The organism is Arthrobacter sp. NPDC093139, from assembly GCF_044754165.1.
Classification (GTDB): Bacteria; Actinomycetota; Actinomycetes; order Actinomycetales; family Micrococcaceae; genus Arthrobacter.
Window position 1 is genome coordinate 83,477 of the sequence record NZ_JBIVOO010000005.1, and the last position, 23,751, is coordinate 107,227.

Consider the following 23,751-nt stretch of genomic DNA (forward strand, 5'->3'; position numbering starts at 1 on the left):
CAGTACATCCCTGCAACACCCTCCCTCGCATCCCGCCGCCCAAAGCCCAACCCTCCCTCACATCGCGCGGCCCTAACCGTCCAGTTCGGCTCTTCGGAACCGCAGCTCACGTTGGCTGCCGCGCACGACAGAACCGCTGAACGGGAGGGTTTCGAGATCAACGCCGGCGGCTGCCGCCAGGGCGATTGCCTTGGCTGACGAGGCAGCGCGGGCTGGCAGGCCGATGCTGTCCGCAAATTCGGCCCAGTGCCGTGCCCTGAGGTTCTTGGTCTTACCCGCGAGGGGCAGCGCCATCGTGTCGTCCCCGTACAAAAGCGTGCATGGAACGTCGTAGATCGGGGCGGCTGAAAAGCCCTTGGTGCGGCTGCCCAGAACGGCAACGTTTTTCGCATGAAGGTCCCCGTTGCCGGTCAGCCAGGCGAAGAGGAATTGCAGATAGAGGTTGCGCACGGCTACGAGGGGCGCCCTGCAGTGTTCGGCCAGGGCCAGGACCACCTCCTCCGAATTGATCGCATACTTGGAGGCCGGCGGCAGGCCAAGAACCTGGGTCCCGTCTTCCAGCGGCAGGCGCAGCCAGGCGCCGTCCGGGGCCTGGGCCCGATCGAATCGCTCCACGAGCAGGCCGGGCAGTCCGTTCCTGTCGGCAATGACCGAGCTGACTGCCACCGGAATCTTCAGCGCCTTTGCCGCGGCCAGGTGGACGGCTTCGTTCTCCACCAAATGTGGATGCTCCGGCGGATCGAGCTTCAGTAAGTACCTGCGTCCCCGCATTGTCAGCGGCGTGGTCATCATCGAGGCGCTGGCCTTCGTCTGCACACCAGGCAGGCTGTGCTGGTCGACGGCGTTGGCCAAAGCCGAAAAATCCAGCTCACCGGGCTGCGAGGGGTCCGCCAGCGCCGGGGTGTCTTCCGGAACCTCGCCTGCGGGAACCACCTGGACGTCGCCGGGCACGTCCGAGCCGACCGCCAGGAGCAGGGTCATCTCATCGCTGAAGCTCGTCTTGGCCGCGTTCTTCAGCACGGTCAGCCGGTGGCCTTCAGGGAGCAGCCCCGCGAAAAAGGCGGGCACCGCACCGGCAGGGGTCTCGACGGCGGTCTTGGACAAGGGCAGGGAAAATGCCACCGCAGCGTTGCCCCCTGCCAGGTACTCCGGGAAGTACTGAAAGGCCACCCCTCCCCTCTCGGTGCGCGTCAGGCTCCCGGCCAGGATGCCGTCCTTGTACACGTCCGCGGCCTTGATGAACTTGAGGTCCTGCAGGTCAGCGGCCATCAGCGGACCGCCACATGCAGTCCCAGGACGTTCGCTGCCGCGACGACCGCTCTCAGTGACGGATTGCCGGTGCCGGTTTCAATCGCCCTGACAGTCCGCTGGGACGTCCCCGCCAGATGGGCCAGATCCTCTTGGGAAAGGCCTGCATCCTTTCGGGCGCTCCGGATGTCGGCACCTATTGAGGTGAAATCGTCCACGGATCTCCTTCCGGCAATATCCTGCCGTTACTGGCCTAACCCCAACCAAGGATCCCCGAAAGGAGGGCTTTAGGCAATATTCTGCCGGTTCACCGGATTTCGCCTGTTGCGACGTGCCCGGAGGACACCATCGGCAATATATCGCCGGTCCGGCTTTTGCAGCGGCCCCCTCCTGCGAGTGACCAGCGGCATCAGCGTAGAAGGTGTCACGCCCCCGAAGCCCAACCCCCCTCACACCGCGCCGCCCAAATTGGGGCCCCCAGAAGTGAGGGAGCGGCCGGGAAGAACCGGCAGGAACTGAGGGAGCGTCGGGGAAGAACCTGCAGGCGGCGAGGGAGGGTTAGGAAAAATGGTGGCGAAAAGTGCGGGGGTGTCGGGATTCACCAGTGATAGCGTGACGCGTATGCAGGACGTTCCCGGCCGCAAAGCCCGGCCCGCCGCCTCCGCTGCCGGTGGGGGCGGGCGGAACTCCCGCGGAGTTGTCGGCCGCATGGGCCTGGGGAAGAGCTCAAAAGTGTTCCCACGCATCCTCAACGTCTTCGCCCCGCAGCACCCGGCGCAGGTGATCGTCCTCGGGTTCGCCGCCGCGATTGCCGTGGGGACGGTGCTGCTGATGCTGCCCGTCTCCCGGAACGGCCCCGGGTCCGCGCCCTTCATGGATGCCCTGTTCACGTCGACGTCGTCGGTGTGCGTGACGGGGCTGGTCACCGTTGACACCCCCGTGTACTGGAGCGGCTTCGGGAAGGTGGTGATCCTGGCCCTGATTCAGATTGGCGGGTTCGGGGTCATGTCCTTCGGCACCCTGCTGGGTGTGCTCCTGGCCCGCAGACTGGGGCTCCGTTCCCGCCTCGCGTCTGCCGCCGAATCGCAGGCGACCGGCCTCGGTGCGGTCCGCCAGGTCATCCTGGGTGTCCTTGCCATCAGCCTCGCCGTGGAAGTGATCCTTGCCGGGCTGCTGGCGGCGCGGTACGTTGACGGCTACGGGTACTCCCCCGGCCGCGCCCTGTGGCATGGCATCTTCCACTCGGTGTCCGCCTTCAACAACGCCGGGTTCGCCCTGCACTCGGACAGCCTGATGGGATTCGCGGGGGACCCCTGGATCTGCCTGCCGATTGCCGCCGCCGCGATCATTGGCGGGCTCGGCTTTCCGGTGCTGTTCGAACTGCACCGGCAATACCGCCGGCCAATCCACTGGAGCATGAACACGAAGCTGGTCCTGGTGGGCACCGCCGCACTCCTGGTCGGCGGCGCCGGCTTCCTGACCGCCGTCGAGTGGTCCAACCCGGCCACGCTGGGTGGACTCAGGCCGGGTGAACGGGTGCTGGCCGGTTTCTTCCAGTCGGTCATCGCCCGCACGGCCGGCTTCAACAGCATCGACATCGGGCAGATGCATCCTGTGTCGTGGCTCGGCATGGACATCCTGATGTTTATCGGCGGCGGACCCGCGGGCACGGCAGGCGGCCTGAAAATCACCACGTTCGGCGTGCTGTTCTTCATTCTGGTCACGGAGCTGCGGGGCGGAACGAGTGTGAATATCTTCGGCAAGCAGCTGCCCCGCGCGGTGCAGCGCCAGGCGATCACCGTGGTGCTGCTGTCCATCGCACTGGTGGTCGGCTCCACCGTTTTCCTGATGCTCATCACGGACTTCGGCCAGGAACGGATCCTGTTGGAGGTGGTCTCGGCCTTCGCGACGGCGGGACTCTCCACCGGGATCACGGCGGCTTTGCCGCCGGCAGGGCAGCTGGTCCTGGTGCTGCTGATGTTCGTCGGGCGCCTCGGCCCGGCAACCCTGGGCGCAGCTCTGGCACTGCGGGAGCGCCCGGTCCTGTATGACTACCCGAAGGAAAGGCCCCTCATTGGCTAAGAACATGTTCTCCCGCAGCGGGGACCGGCCTGCGGTGGCGGGCTCCGTCGTCGTCATCGGCCTGGGCCGCTTCGGCGGCGCCCTGGCGCTGGAACTGGAGGCGCAGGGCACCGAGGTGCTCGGCATCGACGCGAACGAGGAAATCGTGCAGTCCTACAACGGGCGCCTGACCCACGTGGTCCGGGCGGACTCGACCAAGGAGGAGGTGCTGCGCCAGCTCTCCGTGCACGAGTTCGACCGGGCCGTGGTGGGCATCGGCAGCGACATCGAGGCGAGCATCCTGACCACGTCGCGCCTCCTCACGTTCCGCAAACCGCAGATCTGGGCGAAGGCCATCAGCGATCCCCATGCCGAGATCCTGGAGCAGCTCGGCGTTAACCACGTGATCCGCCCGGAGCACGATATGGGCAAGCGCGTGGCCCACCTGGTCCGCGGCACCCTGCTCGACTACGTGGAGTTCGAGGACGACTTCGTGATGATCCGCACCAGCCCGCCGTCGGAAGCGCAGGACCGCCCCCTCGGTGTGCTGGGCATGCGGGACAAGTACGGCATCACGATTGTGGCGGTCAAGCGCCCGGGCGGCACGTGGGGACACACCACCGCCCAGACCGTCCTATACGAGGAGGACCAGATCATCGTCCAGGGCAGCAAGACCCAGGCCGAATTCTTCAGCAACCTCCCCTGACGGTCACCCGGCCTCGACGAACGCCACCTGCCGCCACGCGCCGGGGCCCGGCTTGGGCACCGCCGGCTCCTGCTGGGCGGCGGGAGCACCGGGACTCCCGACGACGGCGGTGGGCCTTCCGGCCGGAACCCGCCGAACGCTGAGCTGCTCAAGGTCCAGCAGCCTCCGGGCACCGGTCCGGGCATCGATGATCCAGAACAAGTCGATGTCCTCCAACGTCCTGCTCACCCTTCCCCGGTGGGCGAGGCGCCCGCGGTGCCAGGCCTCGATTTCGTCCCCTGCCGCAAGCTCCGCCACCGAACGTACCTGAAGATCCCCATCCTCACCCATCACCGGGCCCCCCTTTCACGAAACTGCTTCAACAAGGCCACCCTGCACCATGGAGTTTTCTGCAGCGTTTCAGGATGGTGTTTCCGACGTGTCAGCTCTGTTTCCTGTTCCCACGGAAAACCGCACCGCGTGCTCCGATGGCAGCCGGCGGGCGGGTCAGCCGATTAGTTCGGCACGTTCCTTGACGGCGTTGATGTATCCGGTGCAGTCCTGTCCCATGGCCGGCCTCCACATCAGGTCCAGCAGCGGGCCGCTGAATTCCTCCGTCACACGCATGTGAGTCTTCCCTCCGTGAGGGGAAAGTGTGAACGTCCGGACGCCGTTGAAGAGGCCCAGGGGCATGCCGCCGGTCCAGGTCATCAGCTCTCCGGGGATCTGTTGGACACGCAGGCGGAAGGTTCGGTTTCCGCCGGTCCGGGTCCTGATTCTGATGGTGCCGCCGTTGCGCACCTGGCCTTCGATGCGCGTGATCCCGGAGTCCCAAACGGTGTAGTTGCCGTCATCGGTGATGATGTCCCACACAGTGGAGGACCGGGCGTAGATCGTTGCCTCTGCCTCAAAGAATTTCATAGCCGACAGAGTAGGGCGCGCAGTTGACGCCGGGCGGCTGGGTTGGAGGCGCCTGGGTGAACTTCACATGTCATGTCAGACTATTTCCGACTTCGTCTTGCGCCCGAGCCAACGATGCTCCACACTGACTACAGATCCGCAGGAAGATGCTTCCGCCGATCCAGCCCGCCGGAAACCACGGCCGGCACCGCCCCATCAGAAGATGCCGGGCACCCCCTCTCGAATCACCGCTTCCGCCTCCCCGGTATTCCCGGACCCGGAAGCCTGTGCGCGCTGAGAGCCCGTCACATCCCGTTGAGAAAGAGACCACGATGATTAAGCGCCACTCGGACCTCGTCCTGGAAATCACCGCCCACGACCCGGACACCGTCGAAAATGACCTGAACACCGCCGTCGAGATCGCCCGCGAACACGCCATGGAGGAACGCCGCCACGGCATCCTGGTCACGCAGCATGGCTACACAAGCTACACGGTCGCGGTCAGCCGCGATGTCCCGTACGGGCAGACACACGAACGGCGCGAACAAACGGAGAACTGACCGACCGAGACCGCGCCACTGAGCCCGCGGGGCGTGACAACCCCGCGGGGCTCAGACGGTGACGACGATCTTCCCGCGGACCTTGCCGGCGTCGAAATAGCGCATGGCGTCCGGAACCTGGTCAAGCGGGTAGGTCCGGTCGATGGCCGGGGCCAGGGATCCGGCCTCGAACAGGCCGGCAAGGTGCTCAAGGTCCTCGTGGCCCTCGCGGGCCGTGAGCATGGTCAGCCTCTGGCTGATGAACGGGGACAGCGCCAGCGCCCGGAGCTGCCGGTCCAGGCCGCCGGTCAGCGGGCCGCCCTCCTCCCCTCCCGCGATGACGGCCGTGCCCGACGGCGTGAGTGCGCGGCGCAGGCGCGCCAGGGAGGGATTTCCGGCGAGATCCAGGATGACGTCGTACTGCCGGCTGCCGTCCGCGAAGTCCTCCCGGGTGTAGTCGATGACATGGTCGGCGCCGAGGTCACGCACCAGATCCTTCTTCGACGTACTGCACACCCCCGTGACCTCCAGCCCCGAGGCCTTGGCCAGTTGCACCGCGTAGCTGCCCACGCCGCCGGAAGCACCCAGGATCAGCACCTTCTGCCCGGCCTTGATCCCGCCGGCACAAAGCCCCTGCAGGGCGGTACTCGCTGACACCGCCACCACCGCGGCCTGTTCGAAGGAGAGGCGTCCGGGTTTGTGGGCGAGCTTGTCCTCGCGAGCCACGGCGTACTGGGCGAACGAGCCACGGGCGAAGCCAAACACTTCATCGCCGGGGCGGAAACGGGTAACTGCCGATCCGACGGCGGAGACGGTCCCTGCCAGATCCAGTCCGGGAACCGGGTTCCTGGGCCGGCGGAGACCGAAGAAGAGACGGAGGAGGTACGGCTTTCCCGTCATCAGGTGCCAGATGCCGCGGTCCAGTCCGGCGGCGTGGACCCGGACGAGCACTTCGTTGGCCCTAGGCGTGGGCTTCGGGATGCTCGCCAGCCGCAGGACGCTGGCCGGGCCGTAGGCATCCTGCACGATGGCACGCATAGAAGTCCCATCGAAAGAGACATCCTCTGCCAGTGGGGCCTCGCTGACGCGCTGGCCGTCAGAATCCATGACCGTTTCCTTTTCGGGTAGGTGTGCAAAGGAACTTTTCGTACGCTGTACGACAAACGTTAGCGTACAGTGTACGAAAGAGCTAGAGGCAGGGAGGATAAATGTCGACGCCAGCGCAGGACCGTCCGCCGAAACGCGTTGCCCTCAGCCGCGAAAGAGTGCTGCAGTGCGCTGTGGATCTGGCGGACGAGTCGGGCATTGCGGCGCTGACCATCCGTTCGCTGGCCGAGAGCATGGGAACGAAGGCCATGTCGCTGTACCACTACGTTGCCAACAAGGATGAGATCCTGGACGGCATCGTGGACCTGGTCTTCAGCGAAATCGCCCCTCCGTCACCGGAGCGCGACTGGCGGGATGAGATGCAGCGCCGGGGGCATGACGTGCGGGCGGCGCTAGGGCGCCACCCGTGGGCGGTGGGCCTGCTGGAATCGAGGTCGTCCCCCGGACCTGCAACGCTGCGCCACCATGAGGCCACCCTTGCAACCCTGCGCGCCGCCGGGTTCTCCGTACAGATGACAGCCCACGCCTACGCTCTGCTGGACAGCTACATCTACGGATTCGCGCTGCAGGAAGCCGCCCTGCCGTTCCAAGGCCGGGACACCGCCGCCGAGGTCACAGCGCCGATCGTCGAGATGTTCTCCTCCGGCCAGTACCCGCACATGGTGGAGATCGCCACCGAGCACGTCCTCAAGCCGGGCTACGACTTCGGAGACGAGTTCGGCTTCGGACTGAACCTCATCCTGGACGGCCTCGGCCGCCTGCTCGAGGTGCCCGGCTCCGGGGCGCCTGACCCAGGTGCTTAGTTCCAGCCGCCGCCCATCTGACCCTGATCAGTGCGTGCACTTCAGTGCATTTCGGTGCCATTAGGGCGTACCTGCAAGTTCAGTTTTAAGTGGTTGACAGTGGCACTTTGCGCTCAGATAATTCGACTATTAGGCCTCAATTGTGAGTGCCTATTCGATATTTATTCTCAGAATTCAACTGGCGTCGTTCGACGCGCTGCTGCACAGATCGCTCAACGTATGATCGTCGCCTCCGAGACGGCTATGGCTGGGACGGCCGATTCACCCTCAACGCGGGTCTTCACCATATAGAGGCCCCCTTTCAGGAATGCGTCATGCTTAGTCATTTCCGCCTTTTCCTGGCGTCCTTGCTTGCCTTGGCAACAATAGGCGCTTTCGCTTTGCTCAGTGGCGTGCCCAAAACGGCCGTCGCCGCCCCCACCACAGTCACCCTCACGGCGGTGGCGGACACCTATGTTTCCACCGCCTCGCCCAACAGCAATTTCGGCCGCGCGACGTCCTTGGCGGTTTCACAGAACACCTACCGGGTATTGCTCAGGTTCGATGTTTCGCTGCCAGCGGATAGCAGCATTACCAATGCGAGCCTCAGGATCTATTCGAGAACCTCGGTAAACGGGAGCCTGATCGTGCACCCCGCCAGCAACGCCTGGGAGGAAACGACCGTGACTTCCGCCAACCAGCCTGCCTGGCAAACGGCCGAACTTGCCCGGACGGGAGTACTGCGCTCGAGCCAATACGCAAGTGCAACCTTGCCAACGAGTGCCGTCACAACGTCCGGCAGCGTTAGCTTCGGACTCAACACGACTGCCGGGGTGCAGGGCAGCCTGGCTTCCCGCGAGACCACGCAACGCCCCCAACTCGTCATTACCTACGACTCAACAACGACGCCAACCCCCACCCCCACCGTGACACCACCACCACCGCCACCGCCACCAGCCATTTCCACGGTGCTACCAGTGGTTGAGACCGTTGGCTTTTCAGGGTCGGGCGATATTTCAGATGACTCTGCCATTTGGGTCGACCAAGCAAACCCGGCCAACAGCGTGGTGATCGCCGATAAGAAGGCGACCTCTGGCGGCGGCATCGGAGTGTTCGGCATGGACGGCAAGCTAATCCAGTTCCGCGGCGACGGGATGATCGGCAACGTCGACGTGAGGACCAGTTTCCCCCTGGCAGGGCAATCGATAGTACTGGTCGGGGCCAATAACAGGACGAACAATACTCTCGTCCTGTATTCGTTGGATACGACGAGCAGAACCCTTGCACCGGTCGCCGCGCGCAGCATTGCAACGTTCGCTCCCAACGTGGGATCCTGCCTGTACCACAGCAGGATCAGCGGTAAGTTTTATGCCTTCGTGACACCCAACGGGGCGGGCTCGATCCAGCAGTTTGAATTGGTCGACAACGGCGCGGGCAGGGTCGACGCCGTGCTGGTCAGAACGCTGTCCATGAGCAGCATCACGGAAAGCTGTGTCGCTGACGATGAACTCGGCCACCTCTACGTGGGCCAGGAGGACGTAGCAATCTGGAAGTACGGGGCCGAACCGGGCGCCGGTGCCACCAGGGTGTCAGTCGACACAGTAGCGGCCGGCCGCCTTCGGGCCGACATCGAGGGGATGAGTATCGCCTATGGCGCGAACGGTTCCGGAAAGCTGTTCGTCTCCAGCCAAGGGGATTCAACGATAGCGGTCTATGAGCGGGCCGGTAGCAACCCGTTCATCAAGAAGTTCAGGGTCGGTTCCAACGGGACAATTGACGCCGTGACCGGAACTGACGGGATTGATGTCACCATCCACAATGCGGGACCGCAGTTCGAACAGGGCCTCCTCGTGGTCCACGACGAAACCAACACCGGCGGCACTACCTCCAACCTGAAGTATGTACCGCTGAGCGCAGTTCTTGGATGACGTCGACGAAGGTCCGCAGGCATTACCTCTCGGCGGCCGCCGGCGTAGGCTGACCCCGAGCCGAGGGTTTTAGCTGCCGGAGGCCCTGCGCCTGGCGGTGTGGTTGACCAGTGGTGAGGGAAGATGCCGCGGTTCCGCGGCACCCCCTCACCACTTTCTAACCGTGTGCCTTCCGGGATTGCACTCCGCTCCTCCAGAGCACCGCCGCAGCCACGCCTGCGAACAGGCACGTCAGGGACGCAGGCCACGCGGGAATTCCGGCGCCAGGCTTACCTCCGGCAGCTGTCTGAACGTTGTAGCCGACATTGCTCGCAGCAGTCCCGGTTCCTGTCCGTGCGATCGGCGCGGCCGGCGTCACCACCGGGGTTACGGGTACAACCAGGGTGGCAGCCGACGGCACAACCACCGCCGGGGCCTGGTCGACCGGATCCACCGAATTCACCACGGGATCAACCGGATCCACCGGATCAACCGAATTCACCACGGGATCCACCGGATCAACCGGAACCACCGGGTCAACCGGAACCACCGGGTCAACCGGATCCACCGGATCCACCACAGGATCAACCGGATCCACCGGATCCACCACCGGATCAACCGGGTCAACCGGATCAACCGGATCCACCACCGGGTCAACCGGATCAACCGGATCCACCACCGGGTCAACCGGATCCACCGGATCCACAACCGGGTCAACCGGAACCACCGGATCCACCGGATCCACCACCGGGTCAACCGGATCCACTACTGGGTCAACTGGCACCACCGCCACGCAACCGTTGTTGAGGAGTGCGATGTTCTCCGGTGTCAGGTTCTGCCCATTGGGCATGTCGTTCCCCGAGTTTGCTGGAACAATATCTGCGGTGTCCCCGACGTGTGCCGACAGGGCGCTGACACTAATGGTCTCAGCGATGTATGGGTTCGTTTCCGAGAAAGTGGCGTGGCAAATAGTGATCTTTCCAGGGGGCGCAGCATTCGCCGAGGCGGTAGCGCCGATCAATCCAAGGCCCACCACCCCGAGAGCGGCAATAGTTCGTTTCATTTCGGTTCCTCCATCAAATATCCGATTCAACTGATCAGACAGTGCGGAGTAACCTTTGAGACCCGGAAGAAACTGGTTGAGACCTCAATCAGCGAAAAGAATGGTGACAGTTACTCCCCACAAGTGTCATCAGTTCGCTTGCCTTTTCAGGCTAGGGCGCCGTCCGGTCCTGAGCCCGAGTAGTCAGTACGCGTTTACTGGGCTCTTTTGACAGCTCGAATACCTGCTCCACAGGCAACTACCCAACGAACTCGTCCCCCGGACCGGGAGGTCCGGAGTAACGCTGGAGTGGGCTGGGCGGTTGCATGCTGTTGTTCCTGTGCCCTGGCGTTCAGGCCGGGACGGTGAGCTCCTGCAGCCAGGCTTGCCACGCCGGTTCTTCGCGCCGCACGTAATCCGCTGCATCCGGAGAAAACAGGTAGGCTCGTACGCCTGCCATCGCCATACCCTCGCCCGCGCCCTCGCCCTCGCCGTAAGCAAAGATGCTGAGCATCCCGGGCACCGGCGCGGTGAGCCGGACCAGCGCCTGCCGCTCGCCGGCACGCTCGACCCTGCCGGTGGCACCGCGTATCTCGACCGTCGTACCCTCGTCGCCGAGCCGGAGGGCGTCGTGCAGGGTCGACCAGAGCGCCTGTGCGTCGCCGGGATGGGAGGCGGTGGCCTCGAGCTGTGTGGCCTTTTGACCTGGGAAGTGCGACAGGTAGAGGCGCAGGTTGTCGAAGTACGGCATCCAGTTGGCTCCCATGTCATCCCAGAACTCTGACTCCCAGTCAGCGCCAGTCCCAAAGCCGCTGGTAGTGACACGCACGATGCAGGTGCCGCCGGATTGCGCCTCGACGAGGAACTCTGATGTCAGCGGGCTGAGTTCATCCGGCTCTTTGCCCATCAGGGCCGCCCAGTCCTCCTCATATGCGAAGCGGCGCGGCGGATCCCAGCCGGTGACTTGGCCGTCGGAGCCCATCTCCGGGCCCATCGTGAAATGTAGGGAGCCTCCCTCGCGCTCCTCCATTTGGGTCGGCAAGAACCAGGCGCTCATGCCCGCTGCGGTGGCGATGGCCTGCCAGACCTGTTCCGGGGTCCCCGGAACCTGGACGCTGAACTCTAGGCGGTACGGGACGGTCGGGGTCGTGCTCATCGGTTCTCCTCAGGAAGGGGGTGTGCGGCGACGACGAGCCTGTGCGGGCGCCCGTCGTCATGGTGGTAGCGAGCGGCCAGGTCGAGCACCGCGGCGGTCAGATCGTCAGCGAAGGCAGCCCGGTCGGCGGCCGATTGGAAGCCGATTTGCGTGTCGATGGTCAGCGTTGGCAGGCCCTTGCCGGACGCGTCGGCCCGGCGCGCCAGGGCCCCGACCTCCCGCATCAGCCTGCCAGCCAGCGCAATGAGGTACCGCGCTGACAGGTGGTCGTCGTTGGCGTCCGGATCAGCCGCCGTCGCGCTCACAGCCGCTGGTGATACGACGAACGAGGCAGCCGAAGCCCGCAGCACCCGCTCCGTGATGCCCCCGTGCTGGCGCTCCTCAAACAGCTCCACGAGGCCGTGCTCCTCAAGCGCCTTGAGGTGGTAGTTAATCTTCTGGCGCGTGATGCCGACCCGGGCGGCGAGCCCCCCGGCGGAGGCCGGAACAGCCAGTTCGCTGAGCAACCTGGCCCGGACCGGATCCAACGCGGCGGCGGCCGCCTTCGTGCTTTCGATAACTTCAACGTCTTGCACGTCACTATCGTGGGCTTGACAATAAATCTTGTCAAGGGTAGTTGAACTCGTGTGACGAGGGGGACGAAAGGTAGGAGGATCCAGGGGCCGCTAGGGGACCGCGCGCGACCCTGATGTCATGGCCGTGCCGCATTACCTTGGCAAAGGGTGTAAGACACCTAATCCATGCCCGCATAGCCCGAAAACAATAACGAAGCCGGCCTCTCCCCTGTTGCCCCCGGGGAGCGCACGCACAAACGGTCCGGATCGAAGTCTTCCGGGACGCAAACGACACCGCACCGCAATTCGCGGCCAGGCCTTATAACGTTCGAGGACTTTACACCACAGTGGGAGGGAGCACCTGGATAGGGCAGCCCCATCCAGGCACTCGAAGGAAACCCCTGCGGAACGGTTACCGAAGGCCCTAGCTCCAGCCGCCGCCCATCCGGATCCGGCCCGTCAAGCCGGAGGAGCCGTTGCCGGTGTACAGCCAGAGCACACCGGCAGTATCCACGGCCAGCAGGTCGTTGCGGACGTCGCCGTTGAAGTCCCCGCGGCCGGCCATGACGGACATGTAGTTCCAGCCTGAGCCCATCTTCGCCCGGGTACCCCAGCCCGAGCGCCCGTTGCCGGGGTAGAGCCACAGGTTGCCGCTGGTGTCGCGCGCCATCAGGTCGGCACGGCGGTCGCCGTTCATGTCGCCGGCACCGACGAAGGCGGTCATCACGTTCCAGCCGCCGCCGGCGGGGATGCGCGGCAGCCAGCCGCTGCGCCCATTGCCCGGGTACAGCCACAGCATCCCGCTGGTGTCCCGCGCCAGCAGGTCCTCTTTGCCGTCGCCGTTCATGTCGCCCGGACCCACCATGGCTGTCATGGTGTTCCAGCCGGCGCCCACGCGGATGCGCGGCAGCCAGCCGCCGTTCCCGTTGCCCGGGTACAGCCACGATGTTCCGCCGGCATCACGGGCCAGCACATCGGCCCGGCCGTCACTGTTCATGTCGCCGGTTCCGACGACGGCGGTCATCCCGTTCCAGCCGCCCCCCACGCGGACGCGCGGCAGCCAGCCGCCGTGCCCGTTGCCCGGGTACCGCCACAGGGTTCCGCCCGAGTCGCGTGCCAGGACATCTGCCTTCCGGTCGGAGTTCAGGTCTCCGGCCGCGACGATCAGGTTGATGCGGACGCGGTCCGGCAGGACCGCGGCCGCGGCATCCACCAGGCCGGCGCCGCAGCCCAGCAGGCACCCGCCTGGCATGGGCCGTGCGGTGGCTTTGAGCCGTTCTTCCACGGCGGCGGGATCTGCGTTCGGTCCAAGCTTGGCCATCAGCAGCGCGGCTGCGCCGGCAACGTGCGGGGCGGCGGAGGATGTGCCCTGGGCGAAGTAATAGTCCGCCATAGCGGCAGTGGTTTCGCCAAAGTTGGAGGTGGAGACGATGCCGTCGGCCGCCGTCGTGGTCAGGTCTCCCCCGGGGGCCGTGAGGTCCACGGCGTCACCATAGTTGGAATAGGGTGCAAGCGAGCCGTTGCGGCTGCCGGCGGCAACGCTGATGACGTTCTGGCAGTTGGCGGGGCTGGAGGCTTCCGCCGGCTGGCCCTCGTTTCCGGCGGCCACTACCACGACGGCGCCGTGGCTGTTCGCGGTGTCGATGGCCGCCTGGAACTCCTGCGAGCAGGCCTCCTCGCCGCCCAGGCTCAGGTTGATGACGCGGGCGGGATTGGGGTTGATCCCCTCGACGTCTTTGGCAGGTGCGCCTGCTGCCCAACGGATGGCGTCCGTGATGTCCGAGACGTGGCCTCCGCACGGACCCAGGGCGCGCATCGGCAGGATTTGGGCGTGCGGGGCAACGCCCGCGACGCCTTCGGCATTGTCAGTGACGGCGCCGATGATGCCTGCCACGTGCGTGCCGTGCCACGAGGACGGCCACGACGGCGAGCCGGGGGCGCACTGGCCTGCCGCCGCCCAGTCCCCTTCGTCGGTGGGATCGGAATCCCGGCCGGGGTCGTCGTCGCGGGCTTCGGGGTCCTCGGAAATCATGTCATAGCCCGGCAGCACGTTCGGGTCCAGATCGGGGTGACCGGTGATGCCGGTGTCCACCACGGCCACCACCTCACCCTCGCCGCGGGTGACGTCCCAGGCGCCTGCGGCACGAACACCTGCGGGTTCCTGGAACAGGTTCCACTGGTAGGGCATGCCCGGATCGTTCGGCAGGGCTGCCTTCGCCTGCATGATGGAGTCCGGCTCGGCGTAGGCGACGGCGGGATCGGCCCGCAGCGAGGACAGGAGGATTTCTGCTTCGGCGGGAGCGAGCTTCTTCCCTGCGCGCAGCACCCGCGCGCCGCTGGCTGTGGACCGGACGTCCTTGACCTGGATGCCTAGCCTGGCGGCCGCGGCGCCGAAGGTTTTGGCCCGGTCCGCCGGCGCGGGGGTGGCCCCGTCCTTGTACTTGACGATGATCTGGTCGGTCGGGACCGCGCTGCGGGCCGGGTTGAGTGCGGCAGGAGCCGCCTTCGGCGCAGCAGGGAAGGGTGCGGGCTCATCCTGAGCCGCTGTGGCAGGCGGCGCGATCAGCACGGCCGCTACCAGGGCGGCCACGCCTGTCAGTGTCAGGGATGCGCGGAATTGAGATTGGCGCGGGTGAGGCATTAAGACCATCCTGTGCTGCATGCGTCCGGCCCTAAAGGCTCAGACATGATTAAGGCGCGACCCCCCGCCGCGTCCGAGACAAGTCTACCGGCGGGTGATGCCCGCCACCCTGTTCCACGAGATTTAGGAGATGGCTTCACAGACATTCCACGAGCTTCTCGTAGGGAAGGCCTCTCCACACGTTGGTGGCATTCGCGGTGTAAAGACCCCTGATGTGGATCTTCCACGTGCCTTTGGCGGCGCCGCTGTGCGTGTATGCAGTGCCGCCGGTGTGGACCACGACATTCCTTGGGTCTGTCACGGTGAGCTCCAGGGACGTGGCACGGGGGACCGTGCCGAAGCTGATGACAACGACGCTGAGTGTGCGCGGGGCAGGTGTGCAGGTTGCGGTGACGTTGGCGCCAATCGGCGCGGCCAGCGTCAGTGTCGAGGCTGCTACCGCTCCGGCTACCCGGCCGGTAAACACCGCCTGGGCGACGCCCGGAGCTGATATCAGCAGACCTGCTGTCAGCATGGCTACAGCTGCCCGCAGAAACCCGGACGTTGCCGTCTCGTGTGGGTTGCTTTGGCTTCTGCGCACGGTCTGCGGCTTCCTGTCGGTTCTTACGGTCTTGTTTGACTTTGCTTCACCAGCGGCGCGGGAACGCCGCTAGGAAGCCGACCGCCGGGCCGCCGTCGGCTTTCTCCAAATAGCGGCCAGGAGCACACCCACCAGCAGCGCCGGGGCCCCGTACGTCAGCGCCCCCTGGATGAGAGGGTCGCGCAGGGTGCGGATGGCCGTTCCGAGGTAAGGAACGGTGTTCGTGTGGACGGCGACGGTGTCGTCCTGCAGCGTGGCAGTCCACGGGTCGGCCCCGGGGTTGGCGTCCCCCTTGGTGCGGACGGTGACAGTTCCGTCCGCGCTGCGGTCCACCTCGATGACCCGGTGGGTTTCGACGCGGTGGTCCTCAACGGGGATTCCATAGGTGATGACATCCCCTGTCTTGAGCTCCGCTGCCGGCCTTGCGACGGAGACCACCACGTCCCCCGGATTGATCAGCGGGGACATGGAGCCGGTCAGCATCGTGCTGGTCTGGTACCCGAAGATACGCGGCCCGACGGCCAGAAACAGGAAGGCCCCAATCGCCGTCACCATCCCCGCGGTGGACAGAATCCGTACAAGGATCCGGGCCGCCTTGCGCCACACAGCCGGCGCCGGCACAGAAGGTTCTGTCACTCCCTCGGTGACCCGGGGGCTGTCGTGAAGCAGTGATGCGGTCACTGTGGTCTCCCTTCGGGGTCTGTGCTCCCCGCTGGCGTGCTGGTCAGCGGGGAGATGCAGGTGGCGGCGCGGAACTGCTTACTTGCTGGTGCCTGAGCGCTGGGTACCGGTGAACGCCAGCGAGATGGTGCTGCTCTTCGCCTGGAAGGTGTCGCCTGCCGTGGAGGGCAGCGTCAGGGTGGTCCGCAGGTAGTCTGTCGAGCCGGCTGCCGTAGACCTGAGGTTGGCCAAGGTGAGATTGGCGCCGGTGACGGGGCGGGTAGCGAGAACCTCGGTGGTGGTGCCGGTGCAGGTGTACGTGTAGGCGGGTGCGGTGCCGGCTTCCGTCCAGGGGACGGAGCAGTTGTGAATGGCCAGCTGGAGACCGTGGGTGGCGTCGGTATCCAGCAGCGAGGACGTGGTGGCCGACGAGGTCAGGGTGATGCCGGCGAGCGCCTGGTTGGCTGCAGCGTTGGACAGTGTCACGGCGCGCTGCACGGTGTCGCCAGGGACAAGGCCGCTGGCAGCGACGCTAAGCCGGTTCGCTGCGCCATCGGCACCAAGGGCGATGTTCACTGCGCCGGAGGCAACGGTGGTGTTGGCGGACGTGCTGGACGTAAAAGCGCCGTATGTGCCGAGGCCTGCGACGCCGGCGGCGGACCCGACCAGGGCCAGGGAAGCGAGGACCTTGCCGGTAGTGGAGTTGAGGTTGAGACCCATGATGAAGAATTTCCATTTCTTGAGAATGGGATCGCCCCTTTCGCGACCCGCTGGTTGCTGGCTTTCCCCCTGCCAGTACGCCAACAATGCAGGTTCATCCTCAAGAACCCACATCTCAATGAATCAAGATCCAGTCAAGATTGTTGCCGTGCGCAATTTACCTGCCCGACACCGGCCGTTTGCCTGCCTGGGGCGTCGATCAGCGTCATCGTGTCAGCGCCATCCAGACGACCGCCGCTGTCGCCACGGCCAGAAGACTTAGGGCAGCGTAGGAAAGAGGCTGTAGCCGGCGTTGCCGGACTTGTCGCTGGTGATGACGGTCAATATTCCGTTTCCCCACGCGGCCGATGCTAGTTGCGCGACCTTGGACCAACCTTGGAATGTTGCTGGAACCGTCGACTGCAAGCCGCCGGCTGCTGCACGTCGGAACGACTAACATCCGCCCCTTGAACGCGCGACGGCCGCTGCGTGAGATCGCGCAGCGGCCGTCTAAATCAATCGCAGTCGAGCCTGTCAGTTCCAGCCGACGCCCATCGAGATCCGGCCCAGCCAGTTGCCCGCACCGTTACCCTTGTACAGCCACATCACACCGGCGGCATCCACTGCCAGTGCATCGGTCCTGCCGTCGCCGCTAAAGTCCCCGCGGCCTGCGATAGTGGTCATGGCGTTCCAGCCGCCCCCAACCCGCACCCGGGCCAGCCAGCCGCCGAGCCCGTTGCCCGGGTAGATCCACAGCGTCCCGCCGCTGTCCCGCGCCAGCACATCAGCCCTCCGGTCACCGGTCAGGTCACCGGGACCGACGACGGCGGTCATCGCGTTCCAGCCGCCGCCCACCCGAATCCGGGTCAGCCAACCGCCACGCCCGTTACCAGGGTAGATCCACAACGTCCCGCCGCTATCCCGTGCCAAGACATCAGCCCTGCCGTCGCCGCTAAGATCCCCCGAACCGACGATCGAGTTCATCGCATTCCAGCCGCCGCCCACCCGAATCCGGGTCAGCCAACCGCCACGCCCGTTACCAGGGTAGATCCACAACGTCCCGCCGCTATCCCGTGCCAGCACATCAGCTTTCCCGTCACCACTCAGATCCCCAGCCCCCGCGATCGAGTTCATCGCATTCCATCCGCCGCCCAAGCGGACACGCGTCAGCCAGCCACCCTGACCGTTCCCCGGGGACAGCCACAGCGTCCCGGCGCTATCTCGGGCAAGCACGTCGGCTTTTCCGTCACTGTTCAGATCACCGGCGGCAACGATCATGGTCATGCGGAAAACTGCCTTGAAGGTCGCGGACCAGGTGGTCACGGAACCAGCTTTGAGCACGTAGTCCATTTTGGCCTTGGCAACAACACTGACGGTACCGGCGCCCGGGTAAGTACCTGCTGCTACAGTCTTGCCTCCAACCATGTACTCAACACCGTCGGTCGCGGGAATCACATAGGTGTCCTCGGCGGTGCCGTCCTTGTCCGTGAACACCACCGCTGCCGGAGTCACCTCATAGGGCGTCGCCTTGAACGTTGCCGTCCATTCTGCGACCGCGCCTGCCTTCAGGACATAATCGGCTTTCGCCCCGGCAGTCACCGTCACTGCACCAGTTCCCGGATAGGTCCCGGCCTCCACGACGTTCTCGCCCACCAGATACTCAACACCGTCGGTTGCGGGAATCATATAAGTGTCCTCGGCGGTGCCGTCCTTGTCCGTGAACACCACCGCCGTCGGGGTCACCTCGTAGGGCGTCGCCTTGAACGTCGCCGTCCATTCTGCAACCGCGCCGGCACGGAGGGCGTAATCAGCCTTCGCTCGGGCTGTCACAGTCACCGCACCGGTTCCCGGATGAGTGCCGGCCTCCACGACCTCGTCACCCACCAGGTACTCAACGCCCTCAACAGCGGGAACGATGTAGGTGTCCTCCGTGGTGCCGTCCTTGTCCGTGAACACCACGTCAGCCGGGATCACCTCATAAGGGGTCGCCCTAAACGTCGTCGTCCACGATGTAACGGCACCGTTCGTAAAGACATAATCGCTCTTCGCTCTGGCCGTCACCGTCACCTCGCCCGCACCCGTATAGGTGCCGGCTTCAACGACGTCCTCCCCCATCAGGTACTCCACTCCCTCGGCGGTGGGGATTGTGTAGCTATCCTCGGCGGTCCCGTCCTTATCCAAGAATGTGACGTCACGTGGCTGCACTTCTTGCACGACAGTAGACGTGGCTGCACTTGAACGAGCTACGGGTTCGTACCCTTGCTTTTCACCCGTTACCGTCACTGACAGGTTGTGGCCTCGATCTTCGGCGCCGAGATCATAAAACACCCCTGTTGCTCCGGTCACAGGAGTTCCGGAGCGGTGCCATTGAAAAGTGAGCTCCACCGGCGACGGGGCCCAGTTTCCGGCCTGGGCAGTAAGACGTTGTCCGACCATAGGTGTGCCAATGACGATCGGGGCCGGGGAGTTGATCAGCACTCCAGGCGTGACTTCAGACGTCGGCGGGGACGTGGCCCAAACACTGTCAGCTTTAGCACTGCTTCCAGTGACCGTGACTGCAAGAACGGCACCAAGGTCCGTTGGCGGGACGGTATACGTCGCTCCAGTAGCTCCTTCCAGGGCCACGCCGTTCCTGCTCCATTGATAGGCGAGTGAAACATCCGTCGGCTGCCAGTCCCCGGGTTGAGCTGCCACGGTCTCACCAACAGCTGCCACACCCGTAACTGTCGGCTGCCCGGCTGAAATCGAGAAGGACTCAATTGGCCCCACAGATGAGGACGTCCGCGATGCCGTCGCGTACCGGGCTTTTGTTCCCGTCACCTCGACTGCGATTAACTTGCCCAATTCTGATTTGGAGGGTGTAAACGATGTTCCTGTGGCGCCGGGAATAGGAGCCTCGTCGGCTAGCCACTGATAGCTGAGTGATACCAGCGCAGGTCCCCAAGCGCCCGCTTCCACAGTCAGCATGCGGTTCATGGCGACGACTCCGACAATAGCCGGCGACCCGGCGGTCAATTCCGGATCTGGCTGAACGGCGGCACTGGCATCAACCATAGGAACAGAAGGCAGGCAGAAGGTCGGATCCAGGCAGGTATGGCCAGTCCGAACTGTCGCTTTGAGCCGCTGTTCTATGTATGCCGGCGTCGCCTTTTCACCGAGGTTAGACACCAACATGGCCGCAACGCCGGCCACGTGCGGGGCAGCCATGGACGTCCCCTGCTGGTAGTAGTAGGCCTCCGCACCAGGCGTCGTCACGCCGTCGTTCAAGGTCGATGCAATGCCGTCGGCGGGGCGCCACCTGATATCCCCACCTGGTGCCATGACATCGACTACCGGCCCGTAATTGGAATAGGGAGCGCGCTGGGCATTGCGTGTGCTGGCACCAACGGTAATAACGTTCTGACAGTTGGCGGGGCTTGACTCAGCAGCTGGCCGGTTCTCGTTTCCGGATGCCACGACGATCGCAGCCCCTCGAGACGTAGCGAGGTTGATTGCCGACTGGTACGTGATTGAGCAGGCGCCGCTACCGCCGAGACTCAGATTGACAACGCGAGCAGGGTTAGCGTTGTCAGGTATCCCTTCAACTGAGCCTCCTGCGGCCCAGATAATGGCGTCGGCGATGTCTGAGGTGTATCCGCCGCAGGCTCCCAGGGCTCGCAGCGGCAGGATCTTGGCTTCAGGCGCAACCCCGGCCACGCCCTGGTTGTTATCCGTCAAGGCGGCCACCGTTCCGGCTACGTGCGTGCCGTGCCAGGACGACTGTCCGCCTCCCGATCCGTAAAAGCATTGGCCCGCACTGGTCCAGTCGCCCTCGTCCTGAGGGTTAGCGTCGCGTCCGTCGCCATCACGGGCTGCGTACGAGTTGGAGATCATGTCATAACCCGGCAGCACGTTGGCATTCAAATCGCTGTGATCCGTGATGCCCGTATCCACGACGGCCACGACAACGCCCTTGCCTTTACTGACCGACCAAGCCCCGGGCACACGCATGCCACCCTGAGCTTCAAAAAAATCCCATTGCAAGGGATAGTACGTGTCATTGGAACTGGGAAAGGACATGGGCTTCATGCGAAGGTCAACTTCCGCGTAGGCCACCTTGGGATCAGCGCGCAGGGTCTCCAAAAGACTGGAGGTGTCTGAAGGGGGCAGATTCCGTTCCGCGCGCAGAACTCGGGCGCCGGACGAAGTCCCGCGCACATCCTTAAGAACCGCGCCAACCTTAGAACCCGCGGCGGCATACGACCGTCCCCGCTCGACAGCACCCGTTCGCGCCTGCTCTTTGAATTTGACAATGATCTGGTCCGTCGGCGCACTCCCGGCCGCAGACGTCATCGGAACGGCCGGCAAGGTCAGGTCGTCCGCCACAGCCGGAGGGGCGAACAGGCTCCCCCAGATCAAAGCGGTAACAGCAGCCAGGGTTACATGTGAGAAATACCGTGCTCGCGGCAGGTCGAACAATCGAACCGTCCTATTGGTCGTGCGTCGACCAAAGACGGGCCTAAACGCGGTGGAGGCCGCGTCCCCCGCGTCCAGAATGAATTGTAGCCATAAACTTCAAGCTTCAATCACGAGACATTGAGGAGACCCACAGCTCAGTTTTCCTGGCATCAGCTGATTGAGCGGATCAAGGTCGCGCTCCGCCCCGCCACGCCGCCTACTCTTCCCCCGCAGCCCGGAATGCCCCACACTATGGGCAGGAGTCGTTCCTACCCGCGGAAGGCAGGTCAACCATGGTTCCTTTCATCTCCCTTGCGGCTCTCGTCGGCCCGCAGGAGCACAGGCCCGGCGCAAGCGTCCCCCGGCCCGTGGAGTCCACGGATCTGATGGAACTGACGGACCTGTATCTCCGGTCCTACCATCCCGAAGCCGACCGGCTGGACGCCGAGAAAGCGGCCGCCAAGATCAGCAGGATCTTCGCCGGGACGCACGGAAACCCCATCCCCCAGGCGTCCCTGGCGATAGTCAATGCGGTTGGTCAGATTATCGCGGCCATTCTCGTCACGGACCGCCATGTGGGCAGCGCCACCCCGGGAACAGCGTACATTGCCGAGCTTTTCACCCACCCTGACCACCGAAGGCAGGGCCTCGCCGAGGACCTCCTGCGCCGTGCCATGGATGTGCTGCACACGCTGGGACACAGGACCGTGGCCGTCACGGTGCACAGCGCCAACGCCCCTGCAATGGCCCTGTACCTCTCCAGGGATTTCCGCCGCCTCACGCAGCGGGCCGGGGACGACTGAGCGGTTCTGGGACCTAGGTCTGGGATCTGGGCGGCGGTTCATCGCCGCCCAGCGGTCATTCGGGGCTGGCGGCTGGTCCACTTTCACGGGAAAGCGGAAGGTCCATGAACTCGTACAGCTCACGCCATGCGTTATCCAGCCGCAGTTCCGCCAGGACCAGATCCTCTTTGCCCGGGCCTCCGGCCTTGGCGCCCTCCCGCAGCGCAACGACTTCGTGATACAGAGCGTCAACGCTATTTAACAGACTCTTGAATTGGTCGTCAGCCATGGCAAGAGACTAGCGGAGAGTCGGGCACTTATACACGGTTGATTCCTACCGGTATCCGTCCACAATCGCCGCCGCGATCTCCTTGTACGCCCGCCGTGTCTCCGGCTTCAGTACATCCAGAGTGACCAGGTCCCCGTCGGCCACTCCCCTGTCGTGCGGCACGGCGATGAGTTCGCGGCACATCCCGGCGAGGTGTTCCTCGATGGCGTCCTTGTCCACACGGGAGGAGACCTCGTCTTTGTCCGTAATCACCACGATCGCGTTGCGGGCGAGATCCTCATAGCCGTGGCTGGCAAGCCACTGCAGGGTGCTGCGGGCGCGCTTAGCGCCGCTGACTGCATAGCCGGCGGCGATGATCAGGTTGTCCGCCGACTGCAGGATGCCGCTCATTGCGTTGTGCGTCACGCCGGTGCCGCAGTCGGTGAGCGCCACCGAGTAGTAGCTGGCGATGAGCTTGCGGATCCGCAGATACTCTTCCGCGGTGAGGGAGTCGGAGACCTCCGGGTCCTGTTCGCCGGCGATGAGATGCAGACGACCTGAGTGGTGCATGTAGCGGGACAACCCCGTGAGGGAATCGATCGCATCGATGTTCTTGAGCAGGTCAGTGATGGTCCGCGGCGTGGCCTGCTGGTAGATGCCCTCGCCCAATGCGCGCTCCACGAGGTCGCCGGAATCCGGATTGGCGTCGATGGCGCAAGGCGGGTCGCCGCGGAATTCAGCGAGGGTGAGGCCGACGCCCACCGTTGTTGAAGTCTTGCCGATGCCGCCCTTGAGGCTGAGCACCGCGGTGTTGAAGCTGCCCTGCAGCTGGCGGGAGATGCGGCGGGCCAGCTCGTCCTCCTCGCGCTCCTGCGCGCTGGGGCCCATGTTCCAGGAACCGCCGGTCACCCGGTACAGGAAGCCACGGAAGCCGCGCTTGGGCCGGGGCTTCTGCTCGCGGACGAACGACGTCGGCAGCGCAGTCGCATCCGCCGTCGGCAGTTCCGGTTCGGGGTCAGCTTCCGCGACGGACGACGCCGGTGCTGCCGCCGGACTGCGGGCAGGCGCGGGCGGAGCGTCCGGTGTTCCAGAGAGCGCGTCCGCCGTGGCCGCCGCCTCGGCCCAGGATGAGCTGCGGACCGGGAGTACGGGGTCGGAACTGGTGTTGGGTGTCACAGCGTCAAAGGATCCTGTCCAGTCGTCGGAGTCGCTGCCGTCACGGCGGCGGACACGGCGGCGGCGCAGCTCGGGCTGCTCCGTGTCCGTGTCTGCTTCGGCTATCTGGTTATCCGCCGGTTTGGGCATGTTCAGTCCCCCCAGGGCTCACAGCAATATCCCGCTGCGCTTCTCGATTGGATAGGTTCAAATAGCAATTCTAGGTGCTGGCCGACCCGCCCCTGTCATTAGCCCCGGAGGAGGGCCGCCGCCACCACAGCGGCGGTGAGGACCAAGAGAATCCCCAGGATTACATAGCTCCACCACTTGGGGCGGCTGCGGTGGGGGTTAATGTCGATGTACGGCACGCCTACTCCACCCGTGCCGGGGCAGAGCGGGACACAGCCGGAGCCACCACTCGGCGCTTCAGGCGCAGCAGCGCGTAAAGGCCTGCGAATGGAATCAGGAGGCTGCCCAGCAGGGCGCAAAGGGCAAAGATGAAGTCGGGAAGTGCCACGTTAAACCTCCGAACGGTGAGACCTGCGACG

At 64.9% G+C, this 23,751-nt stretch carries 22 protein-coding genes; 6 read left to right on the forward strand and 16 right to left on the reverse strand.

All coding sequences use genetic code 11. The annotated features are described in order from the left end of the window. Window positions 1–72: 72 nt before the first annotated feature. Window positions 73–1,269 carry a type II toxin-antitoxin system HipA family toxin gene (locus tag ACIP90_RS10045; protein ID WP_400579061.1) on the reverse strand — a complete coding sequence of 399 codons (1,197 nt, stop codon included), beginning with the start codon at window positions 1,267–1,269 and terminating at the stop codon, window positions 73–75. Continuing rightward, a complete protein-coding gene (locus ACIP90_RS10050) occupies window positions 1,269–1,466 on the reverse strand; it encodes a helix-turn-helix transcriptional regulator (protein WP_400579063.1) in 198 nt (65 codons plus the stop codon). The genes ACIP90_RS10045 and ACIP90_RS10050 overlap by 1 nt, the downstream gene beginning before the upstream one ends. A gap of 490 nt (window positions 1,467–1,956) precedes the next feature. On the opposite strand from ACIP90_RS10050, the gene ACIP90_RS10055 reads away from it, so the two are divergent. Together ACIP90_RS10055 and ACIP90_RS10060 are read left to right on the forward strand one after the other, a co-directional pair. Continuing rightward, a complete protein-coding gene (locus tag ACIP90_RS10055; RefSeq protein ID WP_400579376.1) occupies window positions 1,957–3,330 on the forward strand; it encodes a TrkH family potassium uptake protein in 1,374 nt (457 codons plus the stop codon). Continuing rightward, a complete protein-coding gene (locus ACIP90_RS10060) occupies window positions 3,323–4,015 on the forward strand; it encodes a potassium channel family protein (protein WP_400579065.1) in 693 nt (230 codons plus the stop codon). Before ACIP90_RS10055 ends, ACIP90_RS10060 begins: the two co-directional genes overlap by 8 nt. A 3-nt stretch (window positions 4,016–4,018) precedes the next feature. Here the strand turns inward: ACIP90_RS10060 and ACIP90_RS10065 are convergent, their stop codons facing one another. Both ACIP90_RS10065 and ACIP90_RS10070 read right to left on the reverse strand, forming a co-directional pair. After that, a complete protein-coding gene (locus ACIP90_RS10065; protein ID WP_400579377.1) occupies window positions 4,019–4,345 on the reverse strand; it encodes a hypothetical protein in 327 nt (108 codons plus the stop codon). Between the two features lie 156 nt (window positions 4,346–4,501). Continuing rightward, a complete protein-coding gene (locus tag ACIP90_RS10070) occupies window positions 4,502–4,915 on the reverse strand; it encodes an SRPBCC family protein (RefSeq protein WP_400579066.1) in 414 nt (137 codons plus the stop codon). 311 nt (window positions 4,916–5,226) lie between these two features. On the opposite strand from ACIP90_RS10070, the gene ACIP90_RS10075 reads away from it, so the two are divergent. Continuing rightward, a complete protein-coding gene (locus ACIP90_RS10075) occupies window positions 5,227–5,454 on the forward strand; it encodes a hypothetical protein (protein ID WP_400579068.1) in 228 nt (75 codons plus the stop codon). Window positions 5,455–5,505: 51 nt separating this feature from the next. Here the strand turns inward: ACIP90_RS10075 and ACIP90_RS10080 are convergent, their stop codons facing one another. After that, window positions 5,506–6,540 carry an NAD(P)-dependent alcohol dehydrogenase gene (locus ACIP90_RS10080; RefSeq protein WP_400579069.1) on the reverse strand — a complete coding sequence of 345 codons (1,035 nt, stop codon included), beginning with the start codon at window positions 6,538–6,540 and terminating at the stop codon, window positions 5,506–5,508. A 101-nt stretch (window positions 6,541–6,641) separates the two neighbouring features. Between ACIP90_RS10080 and ACIP90_RS10085 the strand changes: the two genes are divergently transcribed. After that, entirely contained in the window at window positions 6,642–7,343 is a 702-nt protein-coding gene (locus tag ACIP90_RS10085) for a TetR/AcrR family transcriptional regulator (protein WP_400579071.1), read from the forward strand. 314 nt (window positions 7,344–7,657) lie between these two features. After that, window positions 7,658–9,250 carry a phytase gene (locus ACIP90_RS10090; RefSeq protein WP_400579073.1) on the forward strand — a complete coding sequence of 531 codons (1,593 nt, stop codon included), beginning with the start codon at window positions 7,658–7,660 and terminating at the stop codon, window positions 9,248–9,250. A gap of 157 nt (window positions 9,251–9,407) precedes the next feature. Here ACIP90_RS10090 and ACIP90_RS10095 read toward each other — a convergent pair whose 3' ends face one another. The 8 genes from ACIP90_RS10095 to ACIP90_RS10130 all read right to left on the reverse strand — a co-directional run bounded on the left by ACIP90_RS10095 (window position 9,408) and on the right by ACIP90_RS10130 (window position 20,893). Then, entirely contained in the window at window positions 9,408–10,292 is an 885-nt protein-coding gene (locus ACIP90_RS10095; RefSeq protein WP_400579075.1) for a hypothetical protein, read from the reverse strand. Between the two features lie 331 nt (window positions 10,293–10,623). Then, window positions 10,624–11,427, reverse strand: coding sequence for an SRPBCC domain-containing protein (locus ACIP90_RS10100; RefSeq protein WP_400579077.1), 804 nt, complete (start codon window positions 11,425–11,427; stop codon window positions 10,624–10,626). Continuing rightward, window positions 11,424–12,002 carry an ArsR/SmtB family transcription factor gene (locus ACIP90_RS10105; RefSeq protein ID WP_400579078.1) on the reverse strand — a complete coding sequence of 193 codons (579 nt, stop codon included), beginning with the start codon at window positions 12,000–12,002 and terminating at the stop codon, window positions 11,424–11,426. Before ACIP90_RS10105 ends, ACIP90_RS10100 begins: the two co-directional genes overlap by 4 nt. 403 nt (window positions 12,003–12,405) lie before the next feature. Then, window positions 12,406–14,571, reverse strand: a complete 2,166-nt coding sequence (locus ACIP90_RS10110; RefSeq protein ID WP_400579080.1) for a S8 family serine peptidase — start codon at window positions 14,569–14,571, stop codon at window positions 12,406–12,408. Window positions 14,572–14,758: 187 nt separating this feature from the next. After that, a complete protein-coding gene (locus ACIP90_RS10115; protein WP_400579082.1) occupies window positions 14,759–15,202 on the reverse strand; it encodes a hypothetical protein in 444 nt (147 codons plus the stop codon). A 69-nt stretch (window positions 15,203–15,271) separates the two neighbouring features. Further along, window positions 15,272–15,883 (reverse strand): signal peptidase I, encoded by a 612-nt coding sequence (locus ACIP90_RS10120; protein ID WP_400579084.1) that lies wholly within the window; start codon window positions 15,881–15,883, stop codon window positions 15,272–15,274. A gap of 78 nt (window positions 15,884–15,961) precedes the next feature. Further along, complete coding sequence (locus ACIP90_RS10125) at window positions 15,962–16,582, reverse strand: hypothetical protein (RefSeq protein WP_400579086.1); 621 nt, start codon at window positions 16,580–16,582, stop codon at window positions 15,962–15,964. A 513-nt stretch (window positions 16,583–17,095) separates the two neighbouring features. Next, complete coding sequence (locus ACIP90_RS10130) at window positions 17,096–20,893, reverse strand: S8 family serine peptidase (RefSeq protein ID WP_400579378.1); 3,798 nt, start codon at window positions 20,891–20,893, stop codon at window positions 17,096–17,098. A 398-nt stretch (window positions 20,894–21,291) separates the two neighbouring features. Here ACIP90_RS10130 and ACIP90_RS10135 point away from each other — a divergent pair, with 398 nt between their 5' ends. Continuing rightward, window positions 21,292–21,801, forward strand: a complete 510-nt coding sequence (locus ACIP90_RS10135) for a GNAT family N-acetyltransferase (protein ID WP_400579088.1) — start codon at window positions 21,292–21,294, stop codon at window positions 21,799–21,801. A 55-nt stretch (window positions 21,802–21,856) separates the two neighbouring features. On the opposite strand, the gene ACIP90_RS10140 is transcribed toward ACIP90_RS10135, so the two are convergent. The 3 genes from ACIP90_RS10140 to ACIP90_RS10150 form a co-directional block, all read right to left on the reverse strand. Next, window positions 21,857–22,069 (reverse strand): hypothetical protein, encoded by a 213-nt coding sequence (locus ACIP90_RS10140; RefSeq protein WP_400579090.1) that lies wholly within the window; start codon window positions 22,067–22,069, stop codon window positions 21,857–21,859. A gap of 45 nt (window positions 22,070–22,114) precedes the next feature. After that, complete coding sequence (locus tag ACIP90_RS10145) at window positions 22,115–23,353, reverse strand: MinD/ParA family protein (RefSeq protein WP_400579092.1); 1,239 nt, start codon at window positions 23,351–23,353, stop codon at window positions 22,115–22,117. A gap of 220 nt (window positions 23,354–23,573) precedes the next feature. Then, window positions 23,574–23,720 (reverse strand): hypothetical protein, encoded by a 147-nt coding sequence (locus tag ACIP90_RS10150; RefSeq protein ID WP_400579094.1) that lies wholly within the window; start codon window positions 23,718–23,720, stop codon window positions 23,574–23,576. Window positions 23,721–23,751 lie beyond the last annotated feature (31 nt).